Below are 25,110 nucleotides of genomic sequence, written 5' to 3'. Positions count from 1 at the left end.
CCCCCCGCTGGTTACTCGCCGGTCGTGTCGGGCCTTTCGCCGCGTTTCCACGTCAAGCTCACCGAGAAGTTGGCCGCGGTCGCCGTGCTCGCGATGACGACGTCCGCTTCGGCCGACAGCGAGACTCCGAACTCCAGCACGATCTCGTCCGGCGCGTTGACGAGCCCCTGAAACCGCGTGACGAAGCTTTCCGCCACGGGGCGGACGGTCTCCAGCATCCGCCCGAGCGACTGTTCGGCCCGCGCTATGGTGCGGCCGCCTCTGCCCACCCGAACGAGTGTTTCGTCCACTTCGCGGATCTGGACCCGGACGATCTCGTCACTACCGTCGCCTACCGGCACTTCCACCGTGTGCACAAGACGATCACTCACTGCATCCTCCAGATGTCATGCGGCCGGATCGATAACGGTGAAGCCGGCCTTTTGAGAGGCCGCGTGTAACAGGTTGGGCCGGCTGCGCAACCCGTCGGTGGTACAAGCGCAGAAGCGGCTGATATCTCGCGAGCAAGGAGCGATGCCTTCAGACGCCGGAATCATAAACATGGTCAAGGCGGTGAGTCACGTAGTTCGCCGAAACGCAACCAAACCCATGAGACACACCGATGGCCGCATCGCGGCAGCCGAGTGCCGGACCTCATTGTGAAGGAAACGGATATCGCGGAAAGAAGACGCCCTTGACGCGGGCGAACACCCGCCACCATCCGAGGCCGTACGGCTCCGCCTGAACGCAGCGCAGCGCGTGGAAGCCGGCAAAGCACTCCAACGACCGGCCGGACACCCGCAGGGCGCCCGGCCGGATCGATGAGAGGACTGGGAACGGGCCTACCCGCGGTACCCCGCGAAGATCTTGCTGAAGTCGTACGGCTGCTGCGGGATGTTGGTGCACTTGAACAGCGGGCCGGTGCAGGCGTTGCGATCCCGGACCATCTCCCAGAAGCTGAGCATGCCCAGGTGCTTGCCCTGCGCGAAGGCCACCAGCTGCCGGGCGTCGGCCTGGTCGAAGATCCGCTGGTCGTCGTTGGCGCCGATCATCGGGGTGACCCCGACCATGCGCCACAGCTGCGCGTCGCTGTAGCCGGGGTAGAGCGACTTGATCTGGTTGAAGGTGGACTGGGCGGCCTGTACGGCGAAGTCGCCGTAGTCACCGTTGCGGTAGTAGTCCATCGCCATGACGTTGACCATGTCGAGGGCCACGCCGGCGTCGCGCGCGGACTTCACGATGTAGACGCCGTCGGCGGTGAGACCCTCGGGCAGCACCGGGAGCGTGAGCGACACCCGCAGGCCCGGGTTCGCCTTCTGCAACTGGGCGAGCGCCTGCGAGCGGCGGTCCACCGACACCCTGTCGGCCGCGGCCGCACCTTCGATGTCGAGGTCGATGTACTTGAGGTCGTACGCCGTGACGACGGCCTGGTACTCGGCCACCAGGCTGGACAGGCTGCCGCACCCCTGGGCCAGCTCCACGCCGGACGCGCCGCCGAACGAGACCTTCACGTCGCCGCCGGCCGCGCGAATCGCGTCCACCTGGTCCTTGGCCCAGCCGGTACGCGGGTCGTAGGCGCCGAACCAGGAGGCCTTGCACGCGGCGCCGGTGACGAAGGCCATGGTGAAGCTGGAGACGTTCCCGCCGGCCGCCATCTCCGTCAGCGACGGCGTGGGCCAGGCGCCCATGTCGACGTACGGGGCGACCGGCACGCCGGCCGGCTGCGGCGGCGCCGTCGGGGTCGCGGACGGGGAGGGGCTCGGCGACCGTGTCGGGGTCGCGGAGGGGGAGGGGGAGGGGCTCGGAGACCGTGTCGGGGTCGCGGAGGGGGAGGGGCTCGGCGACGGCGAGGGGTTCGATCCGCCCCCGCAGGGCGCACCGTTGAGCTTGCAGTTCAGCGGCTTGAACCCGCCGGGCGCGCCCATCAGGCCGAAGCCGGTCGAGGCGCCGGCGGCCAGCGGTCCGGCCCAGGAGGGTTTGGTGAAGGTGTAGTGGCTGCCGCTCCTGGTCATCGTGGCGTCCCAGGCGGAGCTGATCGTGATGCCGGCGGGCGCGTCGAACTCGACGGTCCAGCTCGGCAGCGCGGCGGACCCGGCCGTGATCGTGTACCTGCCCTGGAAGCCGGAGCCCCAGTCGGAGTCGGTCGAGTAGGTGGCGGTCGCCGAGGTGGCGGCGGAGGCGGTCCCGAGGGCGAGCGGCGCAAGTAACGCGGCGCCCGCGAGCAGGGACCCCAGAAGCATCTTTCGCAACAGTAGCTCCAGGTAGGGGGTGTCCCGGAAACTCATAGGAAAGTTTCCTATCAATTCTATCCGGAGCTTACGTATTTCGACCGCCGGCGGTCAACGCGCGGGGTGCTCGACCGGGGGAGTCGGGGCCTGACGGCGTGCCGTGGAAATGTCACCCGTGGCGGCTAGGGTCGCTCTCGCAGGATGGTGATCAAAGGGAGCCGGAGGTTTTCGATGAGCGAGCCCAAGACCCACACCCTTGAGGTGCCCGGCGGCATCCTCCACTACTACGTGCGGGAGGCCGAGGCGAACACCGCGCCGACACTGCTGATGATCGGATCGCCGATGGACGCCAGCGGGTTCACCGCCCTGGCCGGGCATTTCCGGGATCGTACGGTCGTGACCTACGACCCGCGCGGGATCGGGCGGAGCGAGCGGACCGACGGCGCCGCCGAGTCGACGCCCGAGCTGCACGCCGACGACCTGCATCGACTGATCACCGCGCTCGGCGGCGGGCCGGTGGACATCTTCGCCAGCAGCGGAGGCGCCGTCAACGGGCTGGCGCTGGTGGCCCGGCATCCGGAGCAGGTGCGCACGCTCGTGGCGCACGAGCCCCCGGCCGCCCAGGCCCTGCCCGACCGGGAGCAGGCGCTCGCCGCGGTGGTCGACATCCGCCGGACTTATGAGCGGGACGGTTTGGGGCCCGCGATGGTGAAATTCATCGCCGTCACCGGCCTGCGGGGCGAGATCCCAGCCGATTTCGCCGATCGGCCCGTGCAGAGCCCGGCCGATTTCGGGCTGCCGACGGAAGACGACGGTTCCCGTGACGATGCGATGTTCGCGCAGAACCTGATGACCTGTACGCACTATGAGCACGACTTCGACGCCCTGCGCGCCGCGCCGACCCGCATCGTCATCGGCGTCGGAGCCGAGTCGGAGGGGGAGATGGCCCACCGTGCGGGCGTGGCGGTCGCCGAACGGCTCGGCACGAAGCCCGTGACCTTTCCCAGCCACCACGGCGGTTTTCTCGACGGCGAGTTCGGCATGAAGGGCGACCCGGACGCCTTCGCCGTTACGCTGCGCCAGCTCCTGATCGAGTAGGGCCCAGGCCGCAAGGCCCGTGCGTAACCATGCGGTGCCGCCGATTGGCGATGGTCCGTGTGATCGCGTCACCATTCATGTTCTGTGACATGATCGCGTCCCATGAGATGGCGAGTGATGATGGCAGGCGTGCTCGGGGTTGCGGTCATACCGGTGCCCGCCGCCCAGGCGGCACCGGTTAGCGCGGCGGCTCCGGTTGACGTGGTGGCAGCTGTGCAGCGCCTCAAGGCACAGGGCAGCCCGGTGAAGGTTTTCCAGCACACATCGGTGGATTGGCCGCACGACCCCCGAGGTGAGGACATGCCGCGCGGCTATTGCAGGGGTGGTGGGACCGGTGACCCCTGGATGACGGGTACGGCCCGGCTGGGCCGGGGCGGGGTGGTGGCCGCCGATATGAAGCGGTCGATGCGGTTCGGCAAGTGCACGCTGCAATTCCTGAGAGAGGACGCCGCCGCCGGCGACCGGCGGGCGGGTGACCTCGTCAAGCTCGATTCGGCGATCCACCGGGTGCGCAGCGTCGGGGGCGTGCTCTACGGTGCTGGTCCGGCCTACGGCGGCAAGTCGTGGATGAAGATCGGCAAGCGCTCCGGCGGCGCGGCACTGTACGGCGACCAGATCATCGACGTCTTCGACCTCGGGACGCTCAAGGCCCTGGTCGCCTCCGCAACGCACAACAAGCCGGGATCGGCGGTCCACGACGCAGACGATCGGGCGATCAAAAAGACGTGGTCCTACCGCGGCACGACGACGTTCGGCAAGCTGTTCGAGATGTCCAAGCCGTTCCGGACCATGCTCGGCGGGCGGCTCGACCCCCGGTTCAGGGGGATCACCGTCTTATGGGGGATCGCCACCGACCTGACCGGAAAGCCGATCGTGGTGCAGGCGGACTGGCGGCCCCGCGAGGGCCACCCGGCGGATGCCGTGAGCATCGCCACCCGGTTCAGCTGGGATGTGAAGGCCTCCATCACGGCGCCGCGTACCAACAGGACTGGACGGGATCCCTACGGGGACGACGTCATCGACCTGTACCGTTCCTGAGATCGTTGGCCGAGGGGCCACGGGGAGGGCGAAGCGCCGGGTGATGGCCCGGCAGCTGAATCTCACACCACGCGCACGGACACGCATGCCAAGGTCGGCTTGACTGCTCTCCTATCATGCGAGTTGAGGAAGGGACCGGGACGAGAACTCGGCGAGGTGCCGTCGGGGCCGCGCGACCTCTGGGGAGGCGGACATGCCCGCTCAACCGCTACCGCTCGCCACGCATGAGCTGTTCCACACCGGTGACCTCGATGAAGCCCGCGCGCTGGTGGGAGATGCCTTCGCTCCCCACGAGCTGTGCCTTGGCAGGCATCAGACTCGGTTCGACGCCCGGATGAACGGGGCGGCCTTCGACCGGACCGGCCTGTACGCCGTCGACTACGGGGGGGAGGCGCTGGTCACGGCACCCGCGTGGGAGAGCTGTTTCCTCGTGACGCTCCCGCTGACCGGCGCCGTTGAGGTGTCCCGTGGCCGGGAGCAGGTCATGACCACACCCGAGTTCGGCTCCGTGCTGACGCCGACGGAGCGTATGTCGATGCGTTGGATGACCGGGGCGCCGCATCTCGTCGCGTTGTTCGACCGCTGGGCGCTCGAAGCCCACCTCGGCGGCATGCTGGGGCGGGAACTGCACAGGCCGATCCGGTTCTCGCTGGGCATGGATCTGACCCGGCCCCTCGCCCGGTCCTGGCTGTCGATCATCGACCTGCTGCGGCGGGAGGCGGAAACCGATGGCGACCTGCTGAGCCGGCCGCTCGCCCTCGAACACCTGGAGGGGCTGCTCATGACGCAGTTGCTGCTGACCCAGCCCAGCAACTACACCCCAGCCCTGTCCCTGGAGCCGCCATGTGCGGCGCCGGTGGCCGTGAAGCGGGCCATGGAACTGATCGAGGCGCAGGCGGCCGAACCCCTCACCGTGACGGACATCGCCGAAGCCGCCGGCGTGGGCGTACGGGCCCTGCAGGCAGGGTTCCGACGGCATGTGGAGAGCACGCCCACGGCCTACCTGCGGGACGTACGGCTGGAACGCGCGCGAGCCGAGTTGACCGGCCATGGCCCGGGCACCGCGACCATCGCCGATGTCGCCCGCCGCTGGGGGTTCGTCCACCTCGGCCAGTTCTCCCGCGCCTACCGGGAGCGTTTCGGAGAGGCCCCCTCGGAAACGCTGCGCCGCTGACCCGCCGGGCCAGTGGCGCACGCGAGCCGAGAGTTCGGGACGACTACGGGGAGACGTTCATCGGTACGGCTCCGCCACCGACTCTGGTGCGGCCGTCGGGAGCGGCGATCGACACCTTGAGTGTGCTCGGCCGTCCCATGTCGACTCCCTGGATGACCGTGAACTCGACGGGCCCTGTTCCGAGCAGACGCAGGTAGCCGCCGAAGGCCGCGGCGGCGGCTCCGGTCGCGGGGTCCTCGACCACACCTCCGACCGGGAACGGGTTGCGGGAGTGAAAACGCCGGTCGTTCTCGCGCCAGAAGAGATTGGCCGTCGTCCAGCCGTGACGGGTCATCACCGAGCGTAAACCGTCGAAGTCGTAGTCCAGATCGGCCAGCCGCGTACGGGAGACGGCGGCGAGCACAAGGTGCTCGACCCCGCCGAAGGCGACATGCGGGGGGAACGCCGGGTCGAGGTCATCGTGCGACCAGCCGAGAGCGGCGAGCGCCTCGTCGACTTCCTCCTCCTTCGCCACACGTGCGTGCGTGGGCACGCTGGTGAGCGTGGCGAGGAGTGCGTCTCCCTCGCTCTCGGTGTCGACGGCGATCTCACCGGCGTTGGTCTCGAACACCAGGCGGCCGGTTCCGAGCCGCTCGGCCAGTGCGACCGCGGTGGCGATGGTGGCGTGCCCGCAGAAATCGACCTCGGCGGCGGGTGCGAAGTACCGCACCCGGAACCTGCGATGCCCCTCGTCCCCATCGGTCACGAAGGCCGTCTCGGAGTATCCGACCTCTGCGGCGAGGGCGAGCATCTCGGCGTCGGACAGGCCCGCGGCGTCGAGAACGATACCCGCGGGATTGCCGCCCGCAGGATCATCGGTGAAAGCGGCATAGCGCAGGACTTCCACATTGTTCGTCATGGCCACCTGAGTCAGTGTCCTCTCTCCAACCGAGCGTCCATGCTAACGGTAGTAGTAGTAATACGCCTTGGCATTGGCCCTGGCCCGGGTCCGGAAGGTGCCACCATTGTCCTGGTAGTCGTACCAGGCCCTCGACAGTCGCTTGTCGACGATGTAGCACTTGCCGGTGCGGGAACGGCCGCGCTTGATCGGGCCGATATAGATCGTCCCCTTGCCGACGTAGCGCCCGTTCACTTCGAGACGGCAGGTCCCGCCGACCCAGGAGATGTTGTAGCGGCTCTTGTTGGTGACCGTGATGCGGATCTCACAGGCCGACTCGCACCACCCGAAGCGCAGCTTGAGCCGCATGCCCTTGGCTGTGGCGTCGGCGGGGGTCACGAAGAGCGCGCCGACGAGGAGGAACGACGATAGGAACGCGATAAGACGCCTCATTCTGTTATAAGAACATGGGGGTCGATCTTCGGCAATCCTTATTTCGTGAGGACGAATTGGGAGGCGGTCATCTGCTTGAGGCCACCGTTGACCAACTTGAAAGATGTGAAAGTATCCGAGCGGAACCCGATAACGCGGCGCCCCATGATCGGGCTGGCTGCTATGCGTGCCAAATGGTGGCGAGCAGCCGGGTGGCGAGTGGGCGTGGTATCGCGCGCAGCAGGGTGTCGCGTAGCCAGGCGGTGCCGCCGGTTCGCGACGTCATCCGTGATTGCCGAGACGATGCCAGCATCATGCGAGTGGTACGGGGGCGGCGCTCCGCGTCGTAACGACGTAGCCGTTCGGCGACATCCGCCGGCCCGGCATCGGTCAGGTGCCGGGTCACCGAGGCCGCATCCTCGAACGCCTGGCTGGCGCCCTGCCCGAGGTCAGGGGTCATGGCGTGCGCGGCGTCGCCGAGCAGTGCGACCCTGCCGATCGCGAACGAAGGCAGCGGTTCGGCCAGGCGCGCGATCGGGTCGACGTAAATGTCGGCGGGCGGGGTGGCCTCGATGAGTGCCGGGACCGCCGGGTGCCAGTCGGCCATCAGGGACAGCACGTGCCGGCGCGCCTCATCCGCGCCGGGCGTCCTTCCGTACAGTGCGGAGTCGGTGAACCAGTAGAGATCGTTCCCCCCGACCGGGAACAGGCCGAACATCGACCCGCTGCGTCGGTCGATCAGGATGCTCGCCAGCAGGCCGGTCACGTCGAGGCCGGGTGGATTGGGCAGCATGCCGCGCAGGTCCAACCGGCCGACCTGCCGCAGCCCGGGGTGGCCGGGGAACAGCCGGCTGCGTAGCGTGCTACCGATGCCGTCGGCCACGATCACCGCGTCGGCGCCGGTCACGACCTGGCCTTCGCTGATCACTGATACTCCGTCGTGGCCGGGCTCCAGCCGCTGGATCGGCGTTGCGGTACGCACGAGTTCGGTGGGCAGCGGTGCACGCAGCGCCTGGTGCAGTTTCGCTCGGCTAACGGCCACGGCTGTCCCGATCACCTGCTGCACCTGTGCCACGTCGGTGACCAGCAACGGCCGTCCTCGCCAGTCCCGCAGTCCGCCGGTGACAGCGGGCATGGCCAGGTGGCGAACCTGGTCACCCAGCCCCAGCGCATCCAGCGCCCGGACACCGTTGGGCATGATCACAATGGCGGTGCCCGCCTCCCGAAGCTCGGCGCCGCGTTCGTACAGCGTCACCTCATGACCCGCCCGGTGCAGCCCTACCGCGGCCGACACTCCACCCAGTCCAGCACCTACCACCGCGATCCGCATGGCTCATCTCCTTGTCCGGCAGGCATCGCAGCCCTTACTACTACGGTCGTTCTACTACGGGTACTGCTATATCATGATTGGGTGCCGCCGACCAACCCAGCCCGTCGCCGAGCCCTGACTGACGCCGCCATAGATCTGTTGGCGACGTCAGGGGTGCACGGAGTGACCCACCGCACGGTCGAGAAAGCCGCCGGACTCCCGCCGGGAACAGCCTCGAACTACTACCGCAGCCGAGAGGCTCTGCTGGTGGCCGCCGCAGAGCGCATCGCCGAGTTGCACTATGCCGACATGGATCGGGCCGCCCAGCAGCACAAGCGCGCCGCGGTGGGGATGGAGAGCATTCCGGCGGGCATCACCGGACAGATCGTCGATCTGCTGACCGAATCATTGCTGGAGGCTTCGACCACCCTCCGTGATCGCTACCTGGCGATTTTCGAACTCCAACTGGAGGCCGTACGACGACCGGCGCTGGCCGTGGCGCTTGCGGGCCTGCTGGACGGTTCGATGCGATTCACCGCCGGTCACCACGCCGAGCTCGGCCTCCCCATCCCGAGAGAGAAGATCCCCATTCTGATCACGCTCTATGGGGGTGCGCTGTTCACCCTGGTAACCGCGCCGCCCGAGCACATCAGCAAGGATGTCGTGCAAGGCATCGTCCACGCCATCGTGGACGGCGCGCTGTCCGACCTGAATGGCCGGGTCCGCGACCGCCGATAGGATTCGGCTCGTGAACGCCACGGGAACTCAGATGAGCGGCGACCGGCTGCTCAACGTAGACCTCTTCGCCGGTCCGCTCCTGGATGACGAGCCGTCCGACGCGGAGCCGCGGACCGTCACCACTCCGATGACCGCGTTCAAGGACATCGAGGTCGGAGTCTGGGACATCGCCCGGGGGACCGCGACGGACACGGAGGTCGACGAGATCTTCCTGGTCCTGGCGGGCGCCGGCCGGGTCACCTTCGAGGACGGTTCGTCCATCGACCTCCGCCCGGGAGTTCTCGTACGGCTCATGGCCGGAGACCGGACGACCTGGGTCATCGACGAACCTCTCCGCAAGCTCTACCTCGCCTGAGGTCTTACGCCTGGGGGGTTGGGTGGGGGAGCCAGGTCACGGACCAGTAGGCCACGCCGAAGGGGGCGCCGCCGTACAACGTGTGCGCCGTCCATGATGTGCCATGTGTCTGTGACGTGCTCTCGGTGGCCGCCGCCAGGACCTGCCAGGCGGCCCGCCCCCTGATCAGCAGGTCGTCGCACAGGCCCGGGTTCAGGGCGGCCAGGGCGGGAAGATCGGCGGAGGCCAGCGCGTCGCCGATCGCGGCGTCGGCCTCGAGTGCGCGGGGGTCGACGTACCCGGGGGCCTTCTCCTCGCGGCGGGCGCTGCCGTCGCCGACGACGACCAGCCCGATCCGGCCAGGCCGCGCCGCGATCTCATGGCCCAGCTCGCCACAGCTCCGGGGCGACGCGTGCTCGTCGACGCCCTGCAAGGTCAGGAGCACGGGGTGTCCGGCGAGAAGCGATCGGCCGACGGCCAGCGGCACCGGCAGCGATCCAGGCGCCGGCCGCCGTCCCGGGGCCGGGGCCAGCCGCCCGGCCGGCGTCGGCGCGTCCGCCGGGTACGACCCGGTCCGCGGCGCCCCGCCCACCACGACGATCTCGTTGACGCCCCCGCCGACGAGGGTCTGGCCGACGACGGTCTGTGCGGCGGCGAGCGCGGCCGTGCGCAGTTCCTCGACCTCGGCGACGGGCCCGCCGGTGAGGCCGGGCAGCAGCAGCGGAGTCTGCGGGACGCAGCAGGCGGCGACGATCATGCCAGGCCCCGCACGGTCCGCACGGGTTCCCGTACGCCCCGGGTCACCGCGACCATGTCCAGCACCTGCCGGGTCGGGGCGACGTTGTGGGCGCGGAAGACCCGCGCCCCCTGCCACGCGCACACCGCGCTGACCGCCAGGGTGCCGAACACCCGCTCGTCCACCGGCAGGCCCAGGGACTCGCCGACGAAGTCCTTGTTGGACAGCGACACCAGCACCGGCCAGCCGGTGGCCACCATCTCGTCCAGCCGGCGCGTCACCTCCAGGGAGTGCCAGGTGTTCTTGCCGAAGTCGTGGCCCGGATCGATCAGGACGCGTTCGGGGTCGACTCCGACGTCGACCGCGTGCCGGGCGAGCGCGGTGGTGCGGGCGATCACGTCGGCCATCACGTCGTCGTACTCGATGCGGTGCGGGCGGGTCCGCGGCGGCAGCCCTCCGGCGTGCGTGCAGACCAGGCCCACGCCGAACTCCGCTGCGACCTCGGCCAGCCCGGGGTCGGTGCCGCCCCAGGCGTCGTTGAGCAGGTCGGCGCCGGCCCGGCAGGCCTCGCGGCCCACCTCGCGCCGCCAGGTGTCGACGCTGATGATCACGTCGGGATGACGCTCACGGACCTCGGCGACGAACGAGGCCGTGCGGTCGATCTCCTCCCGCACGTCGACCTCGGTTCCCGGGGCCGCCTTGACGCCGCCGATGTCGACGATGTCGGCGCCCTCGGCCACGACCTCGTCGACCCGGCGCAGCGCCTCTTCGCGTGCGAAGGTCGCGCCCTTGTCGTAGAAGGAGTCGGGGGTGCGGTTGACGATCGCCATGATCAGCAGGTCCTCGCCCACATCACGTCGACCCAGCCTCAGCATGGACCCAGCCCCAGCATGCCGTGATCGCCCCTTCTGTTCACCGCCCGAAGGCCGCGTAAACCATACCAAGGCTCCTGTCGCCGGGATAGACGATCTTGAGAAGGCGGATCTTCAGCGCAGGGCGCGGGAGGCGTACTGCGGGATCGTCGCCATCGCGGGCCGCTCCGCGACCGAGATCTCCCGCTCCACCGGCCGGTGACCGGCCGGCCCGCGCTCGAACTGGGTGAGCCGCAGCGAGGGCGCGCCCATTGGGATGATCTTGTTCTGGCGTTCCAGCCGGGACCAGGCCGTGTGCATGATCTGCCCGGCCATCCGGCCGAGAGCCTCGGTCGTCTGGTGCGAGTGCACCCGGCGTCCCAGGTCCACCTGGGCGAGCGCGCCGAGCCCGACGAGGTCGAGCAGGTCGATGAGCAGGGCCAGCTCCACGCCGTACCCGGTGACGAACGGCACCCGCTCCAGGACCTCACGCCGGCCCGCGTACTCGCCCGCCAGCGGCTGCACGAACCCGGCGAGCAGCGGCCAGTGCAGGTTGAGCAGCGGCCGCGCGACCAGTTCGGTCACCCGCCCGCCGGTGCGGGCCTCCTGTTCGTCCGGCCCGATGAACGGCCGGTCGTAACAGCCCTTCACGTACGCCACCGAGGGGTCGGCCAGCAGCGGCCCCAGCAGCCCGGTCACGAACGAGGTCCGGAACTCCCGCAGATCGGCGTCGACGAAGACCAGGAGGTCGCCCGACGTCACGGCGAGCGACTTCCACAGCGCCTCACCCTTTCCGTCGTAGGCCGGGCCGTCCAGCTCGGGGAGGATCTCGTCCTGCGCGATGACCTTGGCGCCGGCGCGTACGGCCTCGTCCGCAGTGTCGTCGGTGGATCGGGAGTCGATCACGATGAGCTCGTCCACGAGCGGGACGGCCTCGACGAGGTCGCGGCGGATGGCCGACACGATCTCCCCGACGGTCCCGGCCTCGTCGCGGGCCGGGAGGACCACGCTGACCGTGGTGCTTCCCTTGGCTGCCATCAAGCTGCCCACCGGCCAGTCGGCCGCCGCCGACATACGGCCGGCCAGCCATGCCTCCACCTCAGGTAGCACGCAGCTCTCCCCATGTATCCGCGAAATCCGCCGACATCACCCTATGCACAGGGTAGGCCGTCGCCGCGCCGCCGAACCGGCGAGGTGATCAGACGGATGAGCCGCGAGTTCCGGTGTTTCGTTCATGTATTGGTACGGCAACGGCTAAATGCGACGGAGTATCACGAAACTGTATATAGCATGAAATTTCGCGTTGTCAGGACGCCGGTTGGCGGCACGGAACGCAAGAGGTGGACATGGCTGGGGGCGCCGGAATGGCCGACCGCGGCAGGACCGTGAGAGCCATGGGCAAGGACACCGACCTGGATCTGCGGCAGTTGCTGGCCGGTCTGACGGCCGTACGCGACGGGGAGTTCCGCACCCGGCTGCCCGAAGGCGGCGGCGAGGACGGCCTGCTGAGCGAGATCGCGACGGTCTTCAACGGCATGGTGGATCAGCTCTCGCTGTTCACCTCCGAGGTGACGCGGGTGGCCCGCGAGGTGGGCACCGAGGGCGGGCTGGGCGGCCAGGCCGAGGTGCCGGGAGTGTCCGGCAGTTGGAAGGACCTGACCGACTCGGTGAACGCCATGGCCGGCAACCTCACCGACCAGGTGCGCGGCATCGCCGAGGTGACCACCGCGGTGGCCAGGGGCGATCTGACCAAGAAGATCGACGTCGTCGCTCGCGGGGAGATCCTGGAGCTGAAGACCACCGTCAATACGATGGTCGACCAGTTATCTTCCTTCGCCGACGAGGTGACGCGGGTCGCCCGTGAGGTGGGCACCGAGGGCCGGCTGGGCGGCCAGGCCGACGTCAAGGGCGTGTCGGGCACCTGGCGTGACCTGACCGGCTCGGTGAACTTCATGGCGGGCAACCTCACCGACCAGGTCCGCGGCATCTCGCAGGTGGCCACCGCCGTGGCGCGCGGCGACCTGTCGCAGAAGATCACCGTGCCGGCGCGCGGGGAGATCCTGGAACTGAAGAACACCATAAACACGATGGTCGACCAGTTGTCCTCCTTCGCCGACGAGGTGACGCGGGTCGCCCGTGAGGTGGGCACCGAGGGCCGGCTGGGCGGCCAGGCCGACGTCAAGGGCGTGTCGGGCACTTGGCGGAGTCTCACCGAGTCGGTGAACGTGATGGCCTCCAATCTGACCGACCAGGTGCGCGGCATCGCCCAGGTCTCCACCGCGGTGGCCACGGGCGATCTGACCAAGAAGATCGACGTCGTCGCCCGCGGGGAGATCCTGGAGCTGAAGACGACCATCAACACGATGGTCGACCAGTTGTCGGCGTTCGCCGCCGAGGTGACGCGGGTGGCCCGTGAGGTGGGCACCGAGGGCAACCTGGGCGGCCAGGCCGAGGTCGAGGGCGTGTCGGGCACCTGGAAGCGGCTGACCGAGAACGTCAACGAGCTGGCCGGCAACCTCACCCGCCAGGTGCGGGCGATCGCCGAGGTCACCGGCGCGGTGACCACCGGAGACCTCACCCGCTCCATCACCGTCGACGCCGAGGGCGAGCTCGCCGACCTCAAGGACAACATCAACTCCATGGTGGAGTCCCTGCGGGAGACCACCCGTGCCGACCAGGAGCAGTACTGGCTCAAGACCAGCCTCGCCCGGATCTCCGGGCTCATGCAGGGGCACCGGGACCTGGCCGTCGTCGCCGAACTGGTGATGAACGAGCTGGCCCCGCTGGTCGGCGCGCAGTACGGAACGTTCCTGCTCGCCGAGGAGACCCCGGGCGGCGACGAGCTGAGCGTGGTCGGCACCTACGGCCACCGGGAGACCTCCCGCCGGTACGCCCTGGGGGAGTCGCTGGTGGGACAGGCCGCGCTCGCCAGGCGCACCGTCGTCGTGGACGACGTCCCCGCCGGGTACGTCACGATCACCTCCAGCCTGGGCCAGGCCGGGCCGGTCAACCTGATCGTGCTGCCGATCGTGGTGGAGGACCAGGTGCTGGGCGTCATCGAGCTGGCCAGCCTGGGCCGCTTCACCCAGGTGCACCGTGACTTCCTCGAGCAGTTGGTGGAGACCATCGGCGTCAACGTCAACACGATCGTGGCCAACGCCCGTACCGACGCGCTGCTGGCCGAGTCCCAGCGCCTCGCCGGCGAGCTGCAGGCACGCCAGGAGGAGTTGCAGAGCTCCAACGCCGAGCTGGAGGACAAGGCCGAGTTGCTGGCCCGGCAGAACCGCGACATCGAGACCAAGAACAGCGAGATCGAGCAGGCGCGACAGGAACTGGAGGACCGCGCCCAGCAGCTCTCCCTGGCCTCCAAGTACAAGAGCGAGTTCCTGGCCAACATGAGCCATGAGCTGCGCACCCCGCTCAACTCGCTGCTCATCCTGGCCCAGATGCTCGCCCAGAACCCGTCGCGCAACCTGACGCCCAAGCAGGTGGAGTACGCCAACGTCATCCACTCGGCCGGCACCGACCTGCTGCAGCTCATCAACGACATCCTCGACCTGTCCAAGATCGAGGCCGGCAAGATGGACGTCTCACCCGAGCCGGTGGTCCTGCGGGGGCTGCTGGACTACGTGGACGCGACCTTCCGGCCGCTGACCGCGGCGAAGGGCCTGCGGTTCGACGTCGTCGTCGCCCCCGGCGTGCCGCCCGAACTGCTGACCGACGAGCAGCGGCTGCGGCAGGTGCTGCGCAACCTGCTGTCCAACGCGGTGAAGTTCACCAGGGAGGGATCCGTCGGACTGCGCATCGAGCGCGCCACCGGACAGGTGCACCTGGCGGGCGCGGTCGGTCAGGAGATCATCGCCTTCCACGTCACCGACACCGGCATCGGGATCGCCCCGGAGAGCCTCCCGCACATCTTCGACGCGTTCCAGCAGGCCGACGGCACCACCAGCCGCAAGTACGGTGGCACCGGCCTGGGACTGTCCATCTGCCGGGAGATCGCCGGCCTGCTCGGCGGGGAGATCACCGCCGCCAGCGCTTTGGGCGAGGGCAGCACCTTCACCCTCTACCTGCCGGTGGCCCACCTGACCACGCCGCTCGGAACTCCGCTGCTCGGAACTCCGCTGCTCGAAACCCCGCCGCTCGAAACCCCGCTCGGGCCGTCCGCCGCGCCGGCGCCGCCGTACGCTCCGGCACCCGAGAGGCCCGCACCCGAGAGGCCCAGACCCGAGAGGCCCAGACCCGAGAGGAACCCACCCGTGGTGCCGGTGCCTGAGCGGCCCGCGATCGAGGGGCCTTCGGCCGAGGAGTCGGCCGTTGAGCCGGCCGACGGGCAGGCCCGCCGTCTGCTCGTGCTGGAGCCACGGCCGAACGGCCTGCTGTCCATGCTGGCCCAGAGCGCCGCGGCGGATCTCGCCGACACCTGCGGGCCGGTCCAGGTGACCACGGCGAAAGATCCGGCCGATGCGCTGAGCGCCCTGCGGCACGACCGCCACCACTGCGTCGTGCTCGACCTGGGGATGCCGCATGACGCGGCGGCGGTGTTCCTCCGGCGTCTGGACGAGGAGCCGGCGCTGCGCACGCTGCCGGTGCTCGCCCACCACTCGCGCAGGCTGTCACGGCCGCAGGAGGACCTACTGCGGGGCCGGGCCCGTACCCAGTCGCTGGAGCGGCTGCCCAGCCTGGACGAACTGCGCGAACGCATCACCCTGCATCTGTCGGCCGCGAGGCCCGGCGACGTCCCGCCGCTCGTCCAGCCCGGCACCTACTACGGCGCCGCGGTGACACAGGAGCGGGACACCAAACTCGCGGGCCGCAAGGTGCTGATCGTCGACGACGACGTGCGCAACGTCTTCGCGCTCACCACGATCCTGGAACTGCACGGCATGCAGGTGCTCTACGCCGAGAACGGCCGCAAGGGCATCGAGGTGCTGACGCGCGACGACGACATCGACCTGGTGCTGATGGACATCATGATGCCGGAGATGGACGGGTACGAGGCCACCGCCGCCATCCGGGCGATGCCGCGCTTCGACGATCTGCCGGTCATCGCGGTCACCGCGAAAGCCATGCGCGGTGACCGGGAGAAGACCCTGTCGGCCGGCGCCAGCGACTACGTGACCAAGCCGGTCGACGCCGGGGAACTGGTCGAGTGCATACAGCGCTGGCTGGGACTGCAGACCGAATAGCTCAGTTCCGGCGAGTCCGTGGTGAATGACCGTCATTTGGGGGTGATCGTGAGTGTGATCCGGCCAGCGGGTTTGGTCCTGACGGTCAGGATGCGCCTGGCCGGGTCCCAGGTGGCCTCGCCTTCGGAGGCCGCGCCGCCGTCGGGGAAGCCGGCGGCGGGCAGGTAGACCTCGGTGGGGCCGGTGCCGTTGGCGTCGAAGGTCACGGTCAGCGAGCGCGCGTCCGAGCCGATCGCCACCGGCACGCCGCCGATCACCCGCGGGTACGGCCTGGCGTAGGCGGCGACCAGGGGAGTCGGCGAGCCGCCCTCGTCGTAGGGGCCCCAGGAGCCGGGGTCCCGGGACCAGTACGCCATGCCCATGCGCATGTGCTCGCCGAGCCGTACGACCCCGGTCACCAGGTCGCTCGCGCCCGGCCTGGTCATGTCCAGGCCGAACTCGCCCAGCAGGATCGGGGCGCGCAGCCGGTCGGCCGTGCGCAGCACGTTGTCGCGCCACCAGCCGAGGGTGCGGTCGATCCACTCCTTGGAACCCGCCGTGTAGTCCTCACCCAGGTCGAGGGGGAGCGGGTAGAGGTGCGGGGCCAGGGCGATGCGGGCCTCGCCGTCGCGGGGGTCGTCGAAGTACGGCAGCGCCGAGGGCAGGCCCCAGTTGACGCCCACCGCCTGGGGTTCCAGGAAGATCCAGCTGTCGCGGTCCACCGAGCGGATCTCGGCGATCGTCCTGCGGTAGAGGGCGGCCAGGGGGCCGGCTTCGAACTGCGGGCCCTGGACGGAGCCGCCCCAGGGTTCGTTCATCAGGTCGTAGCCGAGGACCACCGGGTCGCCGGCGAACCTGGCGGCGACCGCCTTCCACGCCTTGGCGTAGTGGTCCATCAGCTCCGGGTGCTCGCCCGTGGTGTTCCAGAAGTGGTCGAAGGCCCGGATGACGCCCGGCTCCAGGTAGTACATCTCCCAGGTGGGCTGGTCGGTCGCGACCGGGAGCCCGTCCAGGTGGGTCGCCCAGCCGGGAGCGCCGTTGCCCGCCTCGCCGGACGGCGTGATGCCGTTGCCCCACAGGTCCTGATGCATGTCCAGCATCACGTGGTAGCCGCGCTCGCCGTACCATCGGACCCGCTCGGCCACCTTGTCCAGATATTTCGTGTCATAGATGCCGGGCTGAGGCTCCACGGCGCGCCACTGGATGAGGAAGCGAACGAAGTTCGTCCCCATGTCGCGGTATTCGCGGTCGATGTCGGCCTCGGTGAGCTCGGGCAGGGCGTCCGGAGTGCTCTTGGCGCTGCTCGCCGTGTTGAAGCCCCGCAGGAAGAGCGCCCTGCCCTGGTCGTCGGTGATGAAACGGGCGCTCGGCTCCGGCGCGCCCCTGGCAGCCGAGGCGATGCCGCCGGCCAGTACGGCCAGCGCGGTGAGCGACGCGATCCACCGAGCCGTCTTCATCTGACCTCCGAGGGGCTTCCGCCGGACGTGCGAACGCCGCTAGCATCCCGAACATGAGCCTCGCTCGCAACAGTGTCCGCAACAGTGCTCGCAACGGTGTCCGTGACAATCTGCCCGCGATCGTCACCCTCCTGATCGTCGCCGGGTTCGGCCTGTTCGGGGTCTCGCTGGTCACCCGGGTCGGCTATCTGGCCGTGCCCGCCGCGCTCGGTCTCCCGTACGGCCCGCCGGGGCTGCGGCTCGTTCCGCTCGGTGAGACGACCTGGCTCATGACCCTCACCGAGAGCGCGGCCGCGTTGGTGCTCGTCGCCGTGGTCGCCCTCGCACGCGGCGGCTTCCAGCGCGCCTGGGGCGCCTTCGTGACGGGCACCGTGCTCGCGTTCCTGCTGAGGGCCGTCGTGCTGGCGCAGACGGTGTCGGCCGGCCTCGGCGCCTACGCGGCGTACCTGGCGGGCGCGGTGGTCATGGGGCTGGTCTGGGGGATCGTCTTCGGCTGGCTCCCCGGCCTGGCCGCCCTGCCGCGCGGAAAGGCCCGAAGCGAAGGCGCCGCTGAGGTCATCGACAACGCGGCCGAGAGCGCCTGAGCCCGCGGCGAACGGGCGCTGGGTCAACGGGCGCCGGAGTGCACGCCGCGTATTCCCGGAACGGGTAGTCGGCCCAGCTCACGACAGAGGTTCGGAATGGCTCGCGGCCCCCGTTCTGACATGCTGAATCATGCCTGAGTCAGGCACGGAGAAATCTCTTGACAGGGGGGTTCGTGTGACCTCACCCTGTTGCGTATAGCGCTTCGCGTTTCTCTTTACACAACTGGGGATGGTTGATGATTCCTGCCTGCCCGCTTCGCTCGCTGCCCCGGGGCGAGGCGTTCCGGCTCGATGTCGAGCCGCCGATCGCGGTGTTCCACACCGAGGACGGGGAGATCTACGCGATCGACGACACCTGCACCCACCAGGACGCGTCACTCGCCGACGGGTGGCTGGAGGGCTGTGAGGTGGAGTGCCCCCTGCACGCCTCGAAATTCGACCTCAGGACCGGACAGGTGGACGCGCCCCCGGCGAAGCTCCCCGTGCGGACCCACCGGGTCGTGGTCGAGGACGACACCATCTTCGTCGTCCCCTCGGACGCCCCCGCGAACCTGCCGCCCGGGGTCGCCGTACGTTGCCAGGGTGCCGCGTGAGAACCGTCGCGGTGGTGGGCGCCTCGCTGGCCGGCCTGTCCGCCGCGCGGGCGCTGCGCGATCAGGGGTACGACGGGGGCCTGGTGCTGATCGGCGACGAGCCGCATCGCCCCTATGACCGCCCTCCGCTGTCGAAGGAGTTCCTCGCCGGCCGGATGAGCGAGGCCGACCTCGCGCTGGAGACCGAGACCGAGGACCTGGACGCCACCTGGATCCTCGGCGCGGCGGCCGAAGCCCTCGACCCCGGCGAACGCGCCGTACGGCTCGGCGACGGAAGGTCGGTGCGCGCCGACGCGGTGGTGATCGCCACGGGGGCGAGCGCCCGGACCCTCCCCGGGACCGAGCGTCTTTCCGGGGTCCACACGCTGCGCACCCTGGACGACGCCAGGGCGCTGCGCGCGGACCTCGCCGGGGCCGGGCGGCTCGTCGTCATCGGCGCCGGCTTCATCGGGGCCGAGATCGCCTCCACCGCGCGGACCCTCGGGCTGCACGTCACCCTGGTCGAGCCGGCGTCCGCCCCGCTGGCCGCCGCCATCGGCGCCGAGATGGGCGCCGTGGTGGCCGGGCTCCAGGCCGGGCAGGGCGTCGAGGTGCTGTGCGGCACCGGCGTCCGGGAGGTGACCGGCACCGCCCGGGCCGCCGGTGCGCCCAGGGTCGACGGGGTGATCCTGACCGACGGGCGGCGCGTCCCCGCTGACGTGGTCGTCGTCGGGATCGGCGCACGTCCGGGCGTCGGCTGGCTGGCCGGATCGGGCGTCGATGTCGGGGACGGCGTGCTGTGCGACGCGACCGGAGCCACCACCCTGCCCGGGGTGATCGCCGTCGGCGACTGCGCCGCCTGGTTCGACCCCGCCGCCGGGTCCCACCGCCGAGTCGAGCACTGGACCGGGGCCGTACGGCGCCCGGCCGTCGCCGTACGCGCGCTGCTGGCGGGCGCCTCCGCCGGATCCGGGAGCGACATCCGGCCGCCGGAGCCGCCGTACTTCTGGTCCGACCAGTGCGGGACGCGGATCCAGTTCGCCGGGCACGCCCGACCGGGTGACGAGATCACCGTCGAGGAGGGTAGCCTCGCCGACCGGAGCTTCGTGGCGGTCTACCGGCGCGGGGACCGTCCGGTCGCGGTGCTCGGGATCGACCTGCCGCGGCCGTTCACCCGCTGGCGTAAGCGGCTCGCGGCCGACGCGCTGCGGAGCCCGGCGCCCGCGGCCTGATGAGAGGCTGAAGAAGCAGGCCCGGACGCGGCCCGCCCGACAACACCCGTCGATCGAGAAATCGCGAAGGAGACAACCATGGCGCATGAGGTTCGCGGCGTCGTCGCGCTCGCCAAGGGGCAGCCGGTCAGCCTGGAGACCATCATCGTGCCCGACCCCGGCCCCGGCGAGGCCCTCGTCAAGATCCAGGCCTGCGGGGTGTGCCACACCGACCTGCACTACCGGGAGGGCGGCATCTCCGACGACTACCCGTTCTTCCTGGGCCACGAGGCGGCCGGCGTCGTGGAGGCCGTCGGCGAAGGCGTGACCGACGTCGCCCCCGGCGACTTCGTCGTGCTCAACTGGCGGGCCGTCTGCGGGGCGTGCCGGGCCTGCCTGCGGGGCCGCCCGCAGTACTGCTTCGCCACCCACAACGCCAAGCAGAAGATGACCCTCGCCGACGGGACCGCGCTGTCGCCCGCGCTCGGCATCGGCGCGTTCGCCGAGAAGACACTGGTGGCAGCAGGCCAGTGCACCAAGGTCGACCCGGGCGCCTCCCCGGCGGCCGTCGGCCTGCTCGGCTGCGGCGTCATGGCGGGCCTCGGCGCGGCCATGAACACCGGCGGTGTGACGCGCGGCGACTCGGTCGCCGTCATCGGCTGCGGCGGCGTCGGCGACGCCGCGATCGCGGGTGCGGGCCTCGCCGGCGCGACCACGATCATCGCGGTCGACGTCGACGACCGGAAGCTGGAGTGGGCCCGCCGCTTCGGCGCCACGCACACCGTGAACTCCCGCGAGACCGATGCGGTCGAGGCGATCCGGGACCTGACCGGCGGCTTCGGCGCGGACGTCGTGATCGACGCGGTGGGCCGGCCCGAGACCTACCGCCAGGCGTTCTACGCGCGCGACCTGGCCGGGACCGTCGTCCTGGTCGGCGTGCCCACCCCGGAGATGACGCTGGAGCTGCCCCTGCTCGACGTGTTCGGCCGCGGCGGCGCGCTCAAGTCCAGCTGGTACGGCGACTGCCTGCCCAGCCGCGACTTCCCGATGCTGGTCTCCCTCTACCAGCAGGGACGGCTCGACCTGGACGCCTTCGTCTCCGAGACGATCACGCTCGACGACGTCGAGAGCGCCTTCGACAAGATGCACCGCGGCGAGGTGCTCCGCTCGGTGGTGATCCTGTGACTCGGATCGAGAAGGTCGTCACCTCCGGGACGTTCAGCCTCGACGGCGGGACCTGGGAGGTCGACAACAACGTCTGGCTGCTCGGCGACGACGACGAGGTCCTGGTCGTCGACGCCGCCCACGACGCGGACGCCATCGCGGCGGCGGTGGGGGACCGGCGGGTGACCGCGATCGTCTGCACCCACGCCCACAACGACCACGTGAACGCCGCGCCCGCCCTCGCCGCGCGGACCGGCGCGCCGATCCTGCTGCATCCGGACGACGAGGTGCTGTGGAACCTCGCCCACCCCGGGGCTCATGCGGAGGCCAGGCCGGACGGCCCGCTCGCCGACGGGGAGGTCCTGCGGGTCGCGGGCGTGGACGTGCGGGTGCTGCACACGCCCGGCCACGCGCCCGGCGCGGTCTGCCTGCACGTCCCCGAGCTCGGCGTGGTGTTCACCGGCGACACGCTCTTCCAGGGCGGGCCGGGTGCGACGGGCCGCTCCTACAGCGACTTCCCGACCATCGTCTCCTCCATCCGCGACGTGCTGCTGCCGCTGCCGCCGGAGACGGTGGTGCACACCGGGCACGGCGCCGACACCACCATCGGCGCCGAGGCCCCTCACCTCGACGAGTGGCTCCGCCGCGGCCACTGAGCCGTACCTCTCATCGCGCACGACCACCAGGAGCGAAACAGTGAGCACCACCAGCCTGCCTCCCGGCACTCGGCAGAGCCTGCCTCCCAGCCTGATGTCCACTCTGCCCGGCGCTTACTACACGGACCCGGACGTCTTCGCCCTGGAGCAGCGCCGCATCTTCGAGTCGATGTGGTTCTGCGCCGTGCGCGCCGCCGACCTGCCCAAACCCGGGGCGTTCAAGACGGTGCAGGTCGGCGCGGAGAGCATCCTGGTCACGCGGGCGCGGGACAACTCGATCCGCGCCTTCTACAACGTCTGCCGGCACCGGGGGGCGAGGATCAGCACCGAGGAGTCGGGGGAGGTCAAGCGTTCCTTCCAGTGCCCCTACCACGCCTGGACGTACGACCTGGAGGGCAGGCTGATCGCCGCGCCCAACCTCACCAAGATGCCCGACGTCGACCGGGTGGCGTACGGCCTGGTGAACGTGGCCGTGCGGGAGTGGCTGGGATATGTGTGGGTCTGCCTCGCCGACGAGCCGCCCTCGTTCGAGGAGGACGTCATGGGGGCGGTGCGCACCCGGCTCGGCGACGTCGCCGACATCGACAACTATGACGTCGCGGGCCTCAAGGTGGGCAGGCGTATCGTCTATGACGTAAAGGCCAACTGGAAGCTGATCGTCGAGAACTTCATGGAGTGCTACCACTGCGCGACCATCCATCCGGAGCTCACCGAGGTGCTTCCGGAGTTCGCCGACGGTTACGCGGCGCAATATTACGTGGGTCACGGCGCGCTGTTCGGGGAGGAGATCCAGGGCTTCACCGTGGACGGCTCCGCCGGCCTCGACCGCATCCCGACGGTCAGCCAGGAGCAGGACCGGCGCTACTACGCGATCACGATCAAGCCGCAGGTCTTCGTCAACCTCGTGCCCGACCACGTGATCTGGCACCGGATGTTCCCGCTCGCCGCGGACCGTACCGTGGTGGAGTGCGACTGGCTGTACCTCCCCGAGGTCGTGGACGGCGGCGCGGACATCGACAGGTCCGTGGAGCTGTTCCACCGGGTCAACACCCAGGACTTCGACGCGTGCGAGCGGTGCCAGCCCGCGATGAGCTCGCGCACGTACGCCGACGGTGGTGTGCTGGTGCCCAGCGAGCAGCACATCGGCCTGTTCCACGACTGGGTCCGCGGCCGGCTGGCGGACTGATCGACAGTACGAAAGGGCGTTCATCAGATGACGCGTAAGGCACCCCGTGACGACGTCGGCGACGAACGCCTGGAGATCCACCCGCCCAAGGACTGGGCGGGCGGGGTCCCCGCGGTCGGCCACGCGCTCGGTACGGCGTACCGCCAGATGGGCGCGGGCCGTACGGCGCTGACCCTGCTGCGGGTCAACCAGAAGCACGGGTTCGACTGCCCGGGCTGCGCCTGGCCGGAGGGGGACCACCGCAGCCCCGCCGAGTTCTGCGAGAACGGCGCGAAGGCGGTCGCCGAGGAGGCGACCGTGCGGAGGATCACCCCGGAGTTCTTCGCCGCGCACCCGGTGAGCGAGCTGGCCGGGCGCAGCGACTACTGGCTGGGACAGCAGGGCAGGCTGACCGAGCCGATGCACAAGCCGGCCGGCGCCGACCACTACGAGCCGGTGTCGTGGGAACGCGCCTTCACGATCATCGCCCGCGAGCTGAAGGCGCTGGCGGGCGCCGACGAGGCCGTCTTCTACACCTCCGGCCGCACCTCCAACGAGGCGGCCTTCGCCTACCAGCTCCTCGTCCGCCGCTTCGGCACCAACAACCTGCCGGACTGCTCGAACATGTGTCACGAGTCGAGCGGCTCGGCGCTGACCGAGACGCTGGGCATCGGCAAGGGCACGGTCCTGCTCGACGACCTCTACCGGGCCGATCTCATCTTCGTGGTGGGCCAGAACCCCGGCACCAACCACCCGCGCATGCTCACCGCGCTGGAGAAGGCCAAGCGGAACGGCGCCCGCATCGTGGCGGTCAACCCGCTGCCCGAGGCGGGGCTGCTGCGGTTCAAGAACCCGCAGCGGGCCTCGGGTGTGGCGGGCGGCGGCACCACGCTGTCCGACCGGTTCCTGCAGATCCGGCTCGGTGGCGACTGCGCGCTCTTCCAGGCGCTGTCGCTGCTGCTGCTCGAAGCCGAGGACGCCGCCCCCGGCACGGTGATCGACCGCGGGTTCATCGAGGAGCACACGCACGGGTTCGACGAGTGGGCGGCCCACGTGCGGGCCCTGGACTGGGCGGAGGTGCTGGAGGCCACCGGGCTGACCCGGGCGGAGATCGAGGAGACGGCCCGGGACGTGCTGGCCGCCCGCTCGGTCGTGGTGTGCTGGGCGATGGGGCTCACCCAGCACAAGAAGTCGGTCCCCACGATCAGGGAGATCGTCGACTTCCTGCTGCTGCGCGGCAACGTCGGCCGGCCGGGCGCGGGCGTCTGCCCGGTGCGGGGCCACTCCAACGTGCAGGGCGACCGGACGATGGGCATCTACGAGAAGCCGCCGGCGGCGTTCCTGGACGCGCTGCGCGACGAGTTCGGCTTCGATCCGCCGCGCCGCCACGGCCTGGACACGGTGGATGCGATCCGGGCCATGCGCGACGGCGCGGCCAAGGTGTTCTTCGCGATGGGCGGCAACTTCGTGGCCGCCACCCCCGACACCGCCGCCACCGAGGCGGCCATGCGGCGATGCCGGCTCACCGTGCAGGTGTCGACCAAGCTGAACCGGTCGCACGCCGTGTGCGGCGAGGAGGCGCTGATCCTGCCCACGCTGGGCCGTACGGAACGGGACGTGCAGCGCGGTGGCGATCAGTTCGTGACCGTCGAGGACTCGATGGGCATGGTGCACGCCTCCCGTGGCCGGCTGCGGCCGGCCTCCGACGCTCTGCTCTCGGAGGTCGCGATCGTGTCCCGGCTGGCCCGCGAGGTCTTCGGCGACGACGACCCGCATGTCCCATGGGCGGACTTCGAGGCGGACTACGACACGATCCGGGAGCGGATCGCCCGGGTGGTCCCGGGCTTCGCGGACTACAACGAGAAGGCCCGCCGCCCCGGCGGCTTCACGCTGCCCAACGCGCCGCGCGACGAGCGCCGCTTCCCGACGGCGACCGGCAGGGCGAACTTCACGGTCAACCCGCTGGAGGTGCTGCGCGTCCCACCCGGCCGGCTCCTGCTGCAGACCATCCGCAGCCACGACCAGTACAACACGACGATCTACGGCTTGGACGACCGCTACCGCGGTGTCCGGAACGGCCGCCGGGTGGTGTTCGTCCACGCGGACGATCTCGCCGAGCGCGGCCTCGCCGACGGCGATCTGGTCGACCTGGTCAGCGAGTGGCCCGACGGGGAGCGGGTCGCCGAGGGGTTCCGCACGGTCGCCTATCCGACGGCACGCGGCTGCTGCGCGGCCTACTTCCCCGAGACGAACGTGCTCGTGCCGCTGGACTCGGTCGCCGAGACCTCCAACACCCCCACCTCGAAGAGCGTCATCGTGTCCCTACGCCCGGCCTGAAC

22 protein-coding genes are annotated in these 25,110 nt (G+C 70.1%); 13 read left to right on the top strand and 9 right to left on the bottom strand.

Translation table 11 applies throughout. The features are described from left to right. Window positions 1–11: 11 nt before the first annotated feature. A complete protein-coding gene (locus tag Mth01_RS00825; protein WP_239088925.1) occupies window positions 12–371 on the bottom strand; it encodes a CU044_2847 family protein in 360 nt (119 codons plus the stop codon). 450 nt (window positions 372–821) lie between these two features. Further along, entirely contained in the window at window positions 822–2,219 is a 1,398-nt protein-coding gene (locus tag Mth01_RS00820; RefSeq protein WP_204009734.1) for a glycoside hydrolase family 18 protein, read from the bottom strand. Between the two features lie 219 nt (window positions 2,220–2,438). On the opposite strand from Mth01_RS00820, the gene Mth01_RS00815 reads away from it, so the two are divergent. The 3 genes from Mth01_RS00815 to Mth01_RS00805 all read left to right on the top strand — a co-directional run bounded on the left by Mth01_RS00815 (window position 2,439) and on the right by Mth01_RS00805 (window position 5,517). Further along, entirely contained in the window at window positions 2,439–3,305 is an 867-nt protein-coding gene (locus Mth01_RS00815) for an alpha/beta fold hydrolase (RefSeq protein ID WP_204009731.1), read from the top strand. Between the two features lie 204 nt (window positions 3,306–3,509). Continuing rightward, complete coding sequence (locus Mth01_RS00810) at window positions 3,510–4,343, top strand: hypothetical protein (protein WP_204009729.1); 834 nt, start codon at window positions 3,510–3,512, stop codon at window positions 4,341–4,343. 193 nt (window positions 4,344–4,536) lie between these two features. After that, window positions 4,537–5,517, top strand: a complete 981-nt coding sequence (locus Mth01_RS00805) for an AraC family transcriptional regulator (protein ID WP_204009725.1) — start codon at window positions 4,537–4,539, stop codon at window positions 5,515–5,517. A 43-nt stretch (window positions 5,518–5,560) separates the two neighbouring features. Here Mth01_RS00805 and Mth01_RS00800 read toward each other — a convergent pair whose 3' ends face one another. The 3 genes from Mth01_RS00800 to Mth01_RS00790 form a co-directional block, all read right to left on the bottom strand. Continuing rightward, complete coding sequence (locus Mth01_RS00800) at window positions 5,561–6,415, bottom strand: PhzF family phenazine biosynthesis protein (RefSeq protein WP_204009722.1); 855 nt, start codon at window positions 6,413–6,415, stop codon at window positions 5,561–5,563. A gap of 42 nt (window positions 6,416–6,457) precedes the next feature. Continuing rightward, a complete protein-coding gene (locus Mth01_RS00795; protein WP_204009719.1) occupies window positions 6,458–6,847 on the bottom strand; it encodes a hypothetical protein in 390 nt (129 codons plus the stop codon). 160 nt (window positions 6,848–7,007) lie between these two features. Then, window positions 7,008–8,156, bottom strand: a complete 1,149-nt coding sequence (locus Mth01_RS00790; RefSeq protein WP_204009717.1) for an FAD-dependent monooxygenase — start codon at window positions 8,154–8,156, stop codon at window positions 7,008–7,010. Between the two features lie 81 nt (window positions 8,157–8,237). Here Mth01_RS00790 and Mth01_RS00785 point away from each other — a divergent pair, with 81 nt between their 5' ends. Then, window positions 8,238–8,873, top strand: coding sequence for a TetR/AcrR family transcriptional regulator (locus Mth01_RS00785; RefSeq protein WP_204009714.1), 636 nt, complete (start codon window positions 8,238–8,240; stop codon window positions 8,871–8,873). A gap of 10 nt (window positions 8,874–8,883) precedes the next feature. Then, a complete protein-coding gene (locus tag Mth01_RS00780) occupies window positions 8,884–9,228 on the top strand; it encodes a cupin domain-containing protein (protein WP_204009711.1) in 345 nt (114 codons plus the stop codon). Between the two features lie 4 nt (window positions 9,229–9,232). On the opposite strand, the gene Mth01_RS00775 is transcribed toward Mth01_RS00780, so the two are convergent. From Mth01_RS00775 to Mth01_RS00765, 3 genes are all read right to left on the bottom strand, one after another. Beyond that, window positions 9,233–9,964, bottom strand: a complete 732-nt coding sequence (locus Mth01_RS00775; protein WP_204009709.1) for a class III extradiol ring-cleavage dioxygenase family protein — start codon at window positions 9,962–9,964, stop codon at window positions 9,233–9,235. After that, window positions 9,961–10,818 carry a dihydropteroate synthase gene (gene folP / locus Mth01_RS00770; protein WP_204009707.1) on the bottom strand — a complete coding sequence of 286 codons (858 nt, stop codon included), beginning with the start codon at window positions 10,816–10,818 and terminating at the stop codon, window positions 9,961–9,963. The genes Mth01_RS00775 and folP overlap by 4 nt, the downstream gene beginning before the upstream one ends. Before the next feature lie 111 nt (window positions 10,819–10,929). Continuing rightward, the gene (locus tag Mth01_RS00765) at window positions 10,930–11,904 is read right to left on the bottom strand and encodes a glucosyl-3-phosphoglycerate synthase (RefSeq protein ID WP_204009705.1); all 975 of its coding nucleotides are present in this window, start codon (window positions 11,902–11,904) and stop codon (window positions 10,930–10,932) included. A 284-nt stretch (window positions 11,905–12,188) separates the two neighbouring features. Here Mth01_RS00765 and Mth01_RS00760 point away from each other — a divergent pair, with 284 nt between their 5' ends. Next, window positions 12,189–15,983, top strand: coding sequence for a HAMP domain-containing protein (locus Mth01_RS00760; RefSeq protein WP_239088924.1), 3,795 nt, complete (start codon window positions 12,189–12,191; stop codon window positions 15,981–15,983). 32 nt (window positions 15,984–16,015) lie between these two features. Here the strand turns inward: Mth01_RS00760 and Mth01_RS00750 are convergent, their stop codons facing one another. Continuing rightward, entirely contained in the window at window positions 16,016–17,419 is a 1,404-nt protein-coding gene (locus Mth01_RS00750) for a cellulase family glycosylhydrolase (protein WP_204009703.1), read from the bottom strand. Between the two features lie 53 nt (window positions 17,420–17,472). Here Mth01_RS00750 and Mth01_RS00745 point away from each other — a divergent pair, with 53 nt between their 5' ends. From Mth01_RS00745 to Mth01_RS00715, 7 genes are all read left to right on the top strand, one after another. Continuing rightward, a complete protein-coding gene (locus tag Mth01_RS00745; protein WP_204009701.1) occupies window positions 17,473–18,003 on the top strand; it encodes a hypothetical protein in 531 nt (176 codons plus the stop codon). Between the two features lie 236 nt (window positions 18,004–18,239). After that, window positions 18,240–18,596, top strand: a complete 357-nt coding sequence (locus Mth01_RS00740; RefSeq protein WP_204009699.1) for a bifunctional 3-phenylpropionate/cinnamic acid dioxygenase ferredoxin subunit — start codon at window positions 18,240–18,242, stop codon at window positions 18,594–18,596. Continuing rightward, the gene (locus tag Mth01_RS00735; protein WP_204009696.1) at window positions 18,593–19,807 is read left to right on the top strand and encodes an NAD(P)/FAD-dependent oxidoreductase; all 1,215 of its coding nucleotides are present in this window, start codon (window positions 18,593–18,595) and stop codon (window positions 19,805–19,807) included. Before Mth01_RS00740 ends, Mth01_RS00735 begins: the two co-directional genes overlap by 4 nt. Before the next feature lie 78 nt (window positions 19,808–19,885). Further along, window positions 19,886–20,971: an S-(hydroxymethyl)mycothiol dehydrogenase gene (locus Mth01_RS00730; RefSeq protein WP_204009694.1), complete on the top strand. Its 1,086-nt coding sequence runs from the start codon at window positions 19,886–19,888 to the stop codon at window positions 20,969–20,971. Next, window positions 20,968–21,606, top strand: coding sequence for an MBL fold metallo-hydrolase (locus Mth01_RS00725; protein ID WP_239088922.1), 639 nt, complete (start codon window positions 20,968–20,970; stop codon window positions 21,604–21,606). Before Mth01_RS00730 ends, Mth01_RS00725 begins: the two co-directional genes overlap by 4 nt. A gap of 94 nt (window positions 21,607–21,700) precedes the next feature. Further along, the gene (locus tag Mth01_RS00720) at window positions 21,701–22,792 is read left to right on the top strand and encodes an aromatic ring-hydroxylating oxygenase subunit alpha (RefSeq protein ID WP_204009900.1); all 1,092 of its coding nucleotides are present in this window, start codon (window positions 21,701–21,703) and stop codon (window positions 22,790–22,792) included. A gap of 27 nt (window positions 22,793–22,819) precedes the next feature. Beyond that, window positions 22,820–25,108, top strand: coding sequence for an FdhF/YdeP family oxidoreductase (locus Mth01_RS00715; protein WP_204009692.1), 2,289 nt, complete (start codon window positions 22,820–22,822; stop codon window positions 25,106–25,108). The last annotated feature ends 2 nt before the right edge of the window (window positions 25,109–25,110 follow it).

Source organism: Sphaerimonospora thailandensis, assembly GCF_016863115.1.
Lineage (GTDB): Bacteria > Actinomycetota > Actinomycetes > Streptosporangiales > Streptosporangiaceae > Sphaerimonospora > Sphaerimonospora cavernae.
Note: the sequence above shows the minus strand (reverse complement) of the source record. Positions and strands in the feature narration are given on the sequence as shown.

Coding starts and splice junctions, on each gene's coding strand:
- Mth01_RS00720 (WP_204009900.1), top strand. CDS start 21,701: ATGTCCACTCTGCCCGGCGCTTACTACACGGACCCGGACGTCTTCGCC.
- Mth01_RS00795 (WP_204009719.1), bottom strand. CDS start 6,847: ATGAGGCGTCTTATCGCGTTCCTATCGTCGTTCCTCCTCGTCGGCGCG.
- Mth01_RS00800 (WP_204009722.1), bottom strand. CDS start 6,415: ATGACGAACAATGTGGAAGTCCTGCGCTATGCCGCTTTCACCGATGAT.
- folP (WP_204009707.1), bottom strand. CDS start 10,818: ATGCTGAGGCTGGGTCGACGTGATGTGGGCGAGGACCTGCTGATCATG.
- Mth01_RS00820 (WP_204009734.1), bottom strand. CDS start 2,219: ATGCTTCTGGGGTCCCTGCTCGCGGGCGCCGCGTTACTTGCGCCGCTC.
- Mth01_RS00805 (WP_204009725.1), top strand. CDS start 4,537: ATGCCCGCTCAACCGCTACCGCTCGCCACGCATGAGCTGTTCCACACC.
- Mth01_RS00740 (WP_204009699.1), top strand. CDS start 18,240: ATGATTCCTGCCTGCCCGCTTCGCTCGCTGCCCCGGGGCGAGGCGTTC.
- Mth01_RS00745 (WP_204009701.1), top strand. CDS start 17,473: ATGAGCCTCGCTCGCAACAGTGTCCGCAACAGTGCTCGCAACGGTGTC.
- Mth01_RS00760 (WP_239088924.1), top strand. CDS start 12,189: ATGGGCAAGGACACCGACCTGGATCTGCGGCAGTTGCTGGCCGGTCTG.
- Mth01_RS00815 (WP_204009731.1), top strand. CDS start 2,439: ATGAGCGAGCCCAAGACCCACACCCTTGAGGTGCCCGGCGGCATCCTC.
- Mth01_RS00750 (WP_204009703.1), bottom strand. CDS start 17,419: ATGAAGACGGCTCGGTGGATCGCGTCGCTCACCGCGCTGGCCGTACTG.
- Mth01_RS00790 (WP_204009717.1), bottom strand. CDS start 8,156: ATGCGGATCGCGGTGGTAGGTGCTGGACTGGGTGGAGTGTCGGCCGCG.
- Mth01_RS00775 (WP_204009709.1), bottom strand. CDS start 9,964: ATGATCGTCGCCGCCTGCTGCGTCCCGCAGACTCCGCTGCTGCTGCCC.
- Mth01_RS00730 (WP_204009694.1), top strand. CDS start 19,886: ATGGCGCATGAGGTTCGCGGCGTCGTCGCGCTCGCCAAGGGGCAGCCG.
- Mth01_RS00715 (WP_204009692.1), top strand. CDS start 22,820: ATGACGCGTAAGGCACCCCGTGACGACGTCGGCGACGAACGCCTGGAG.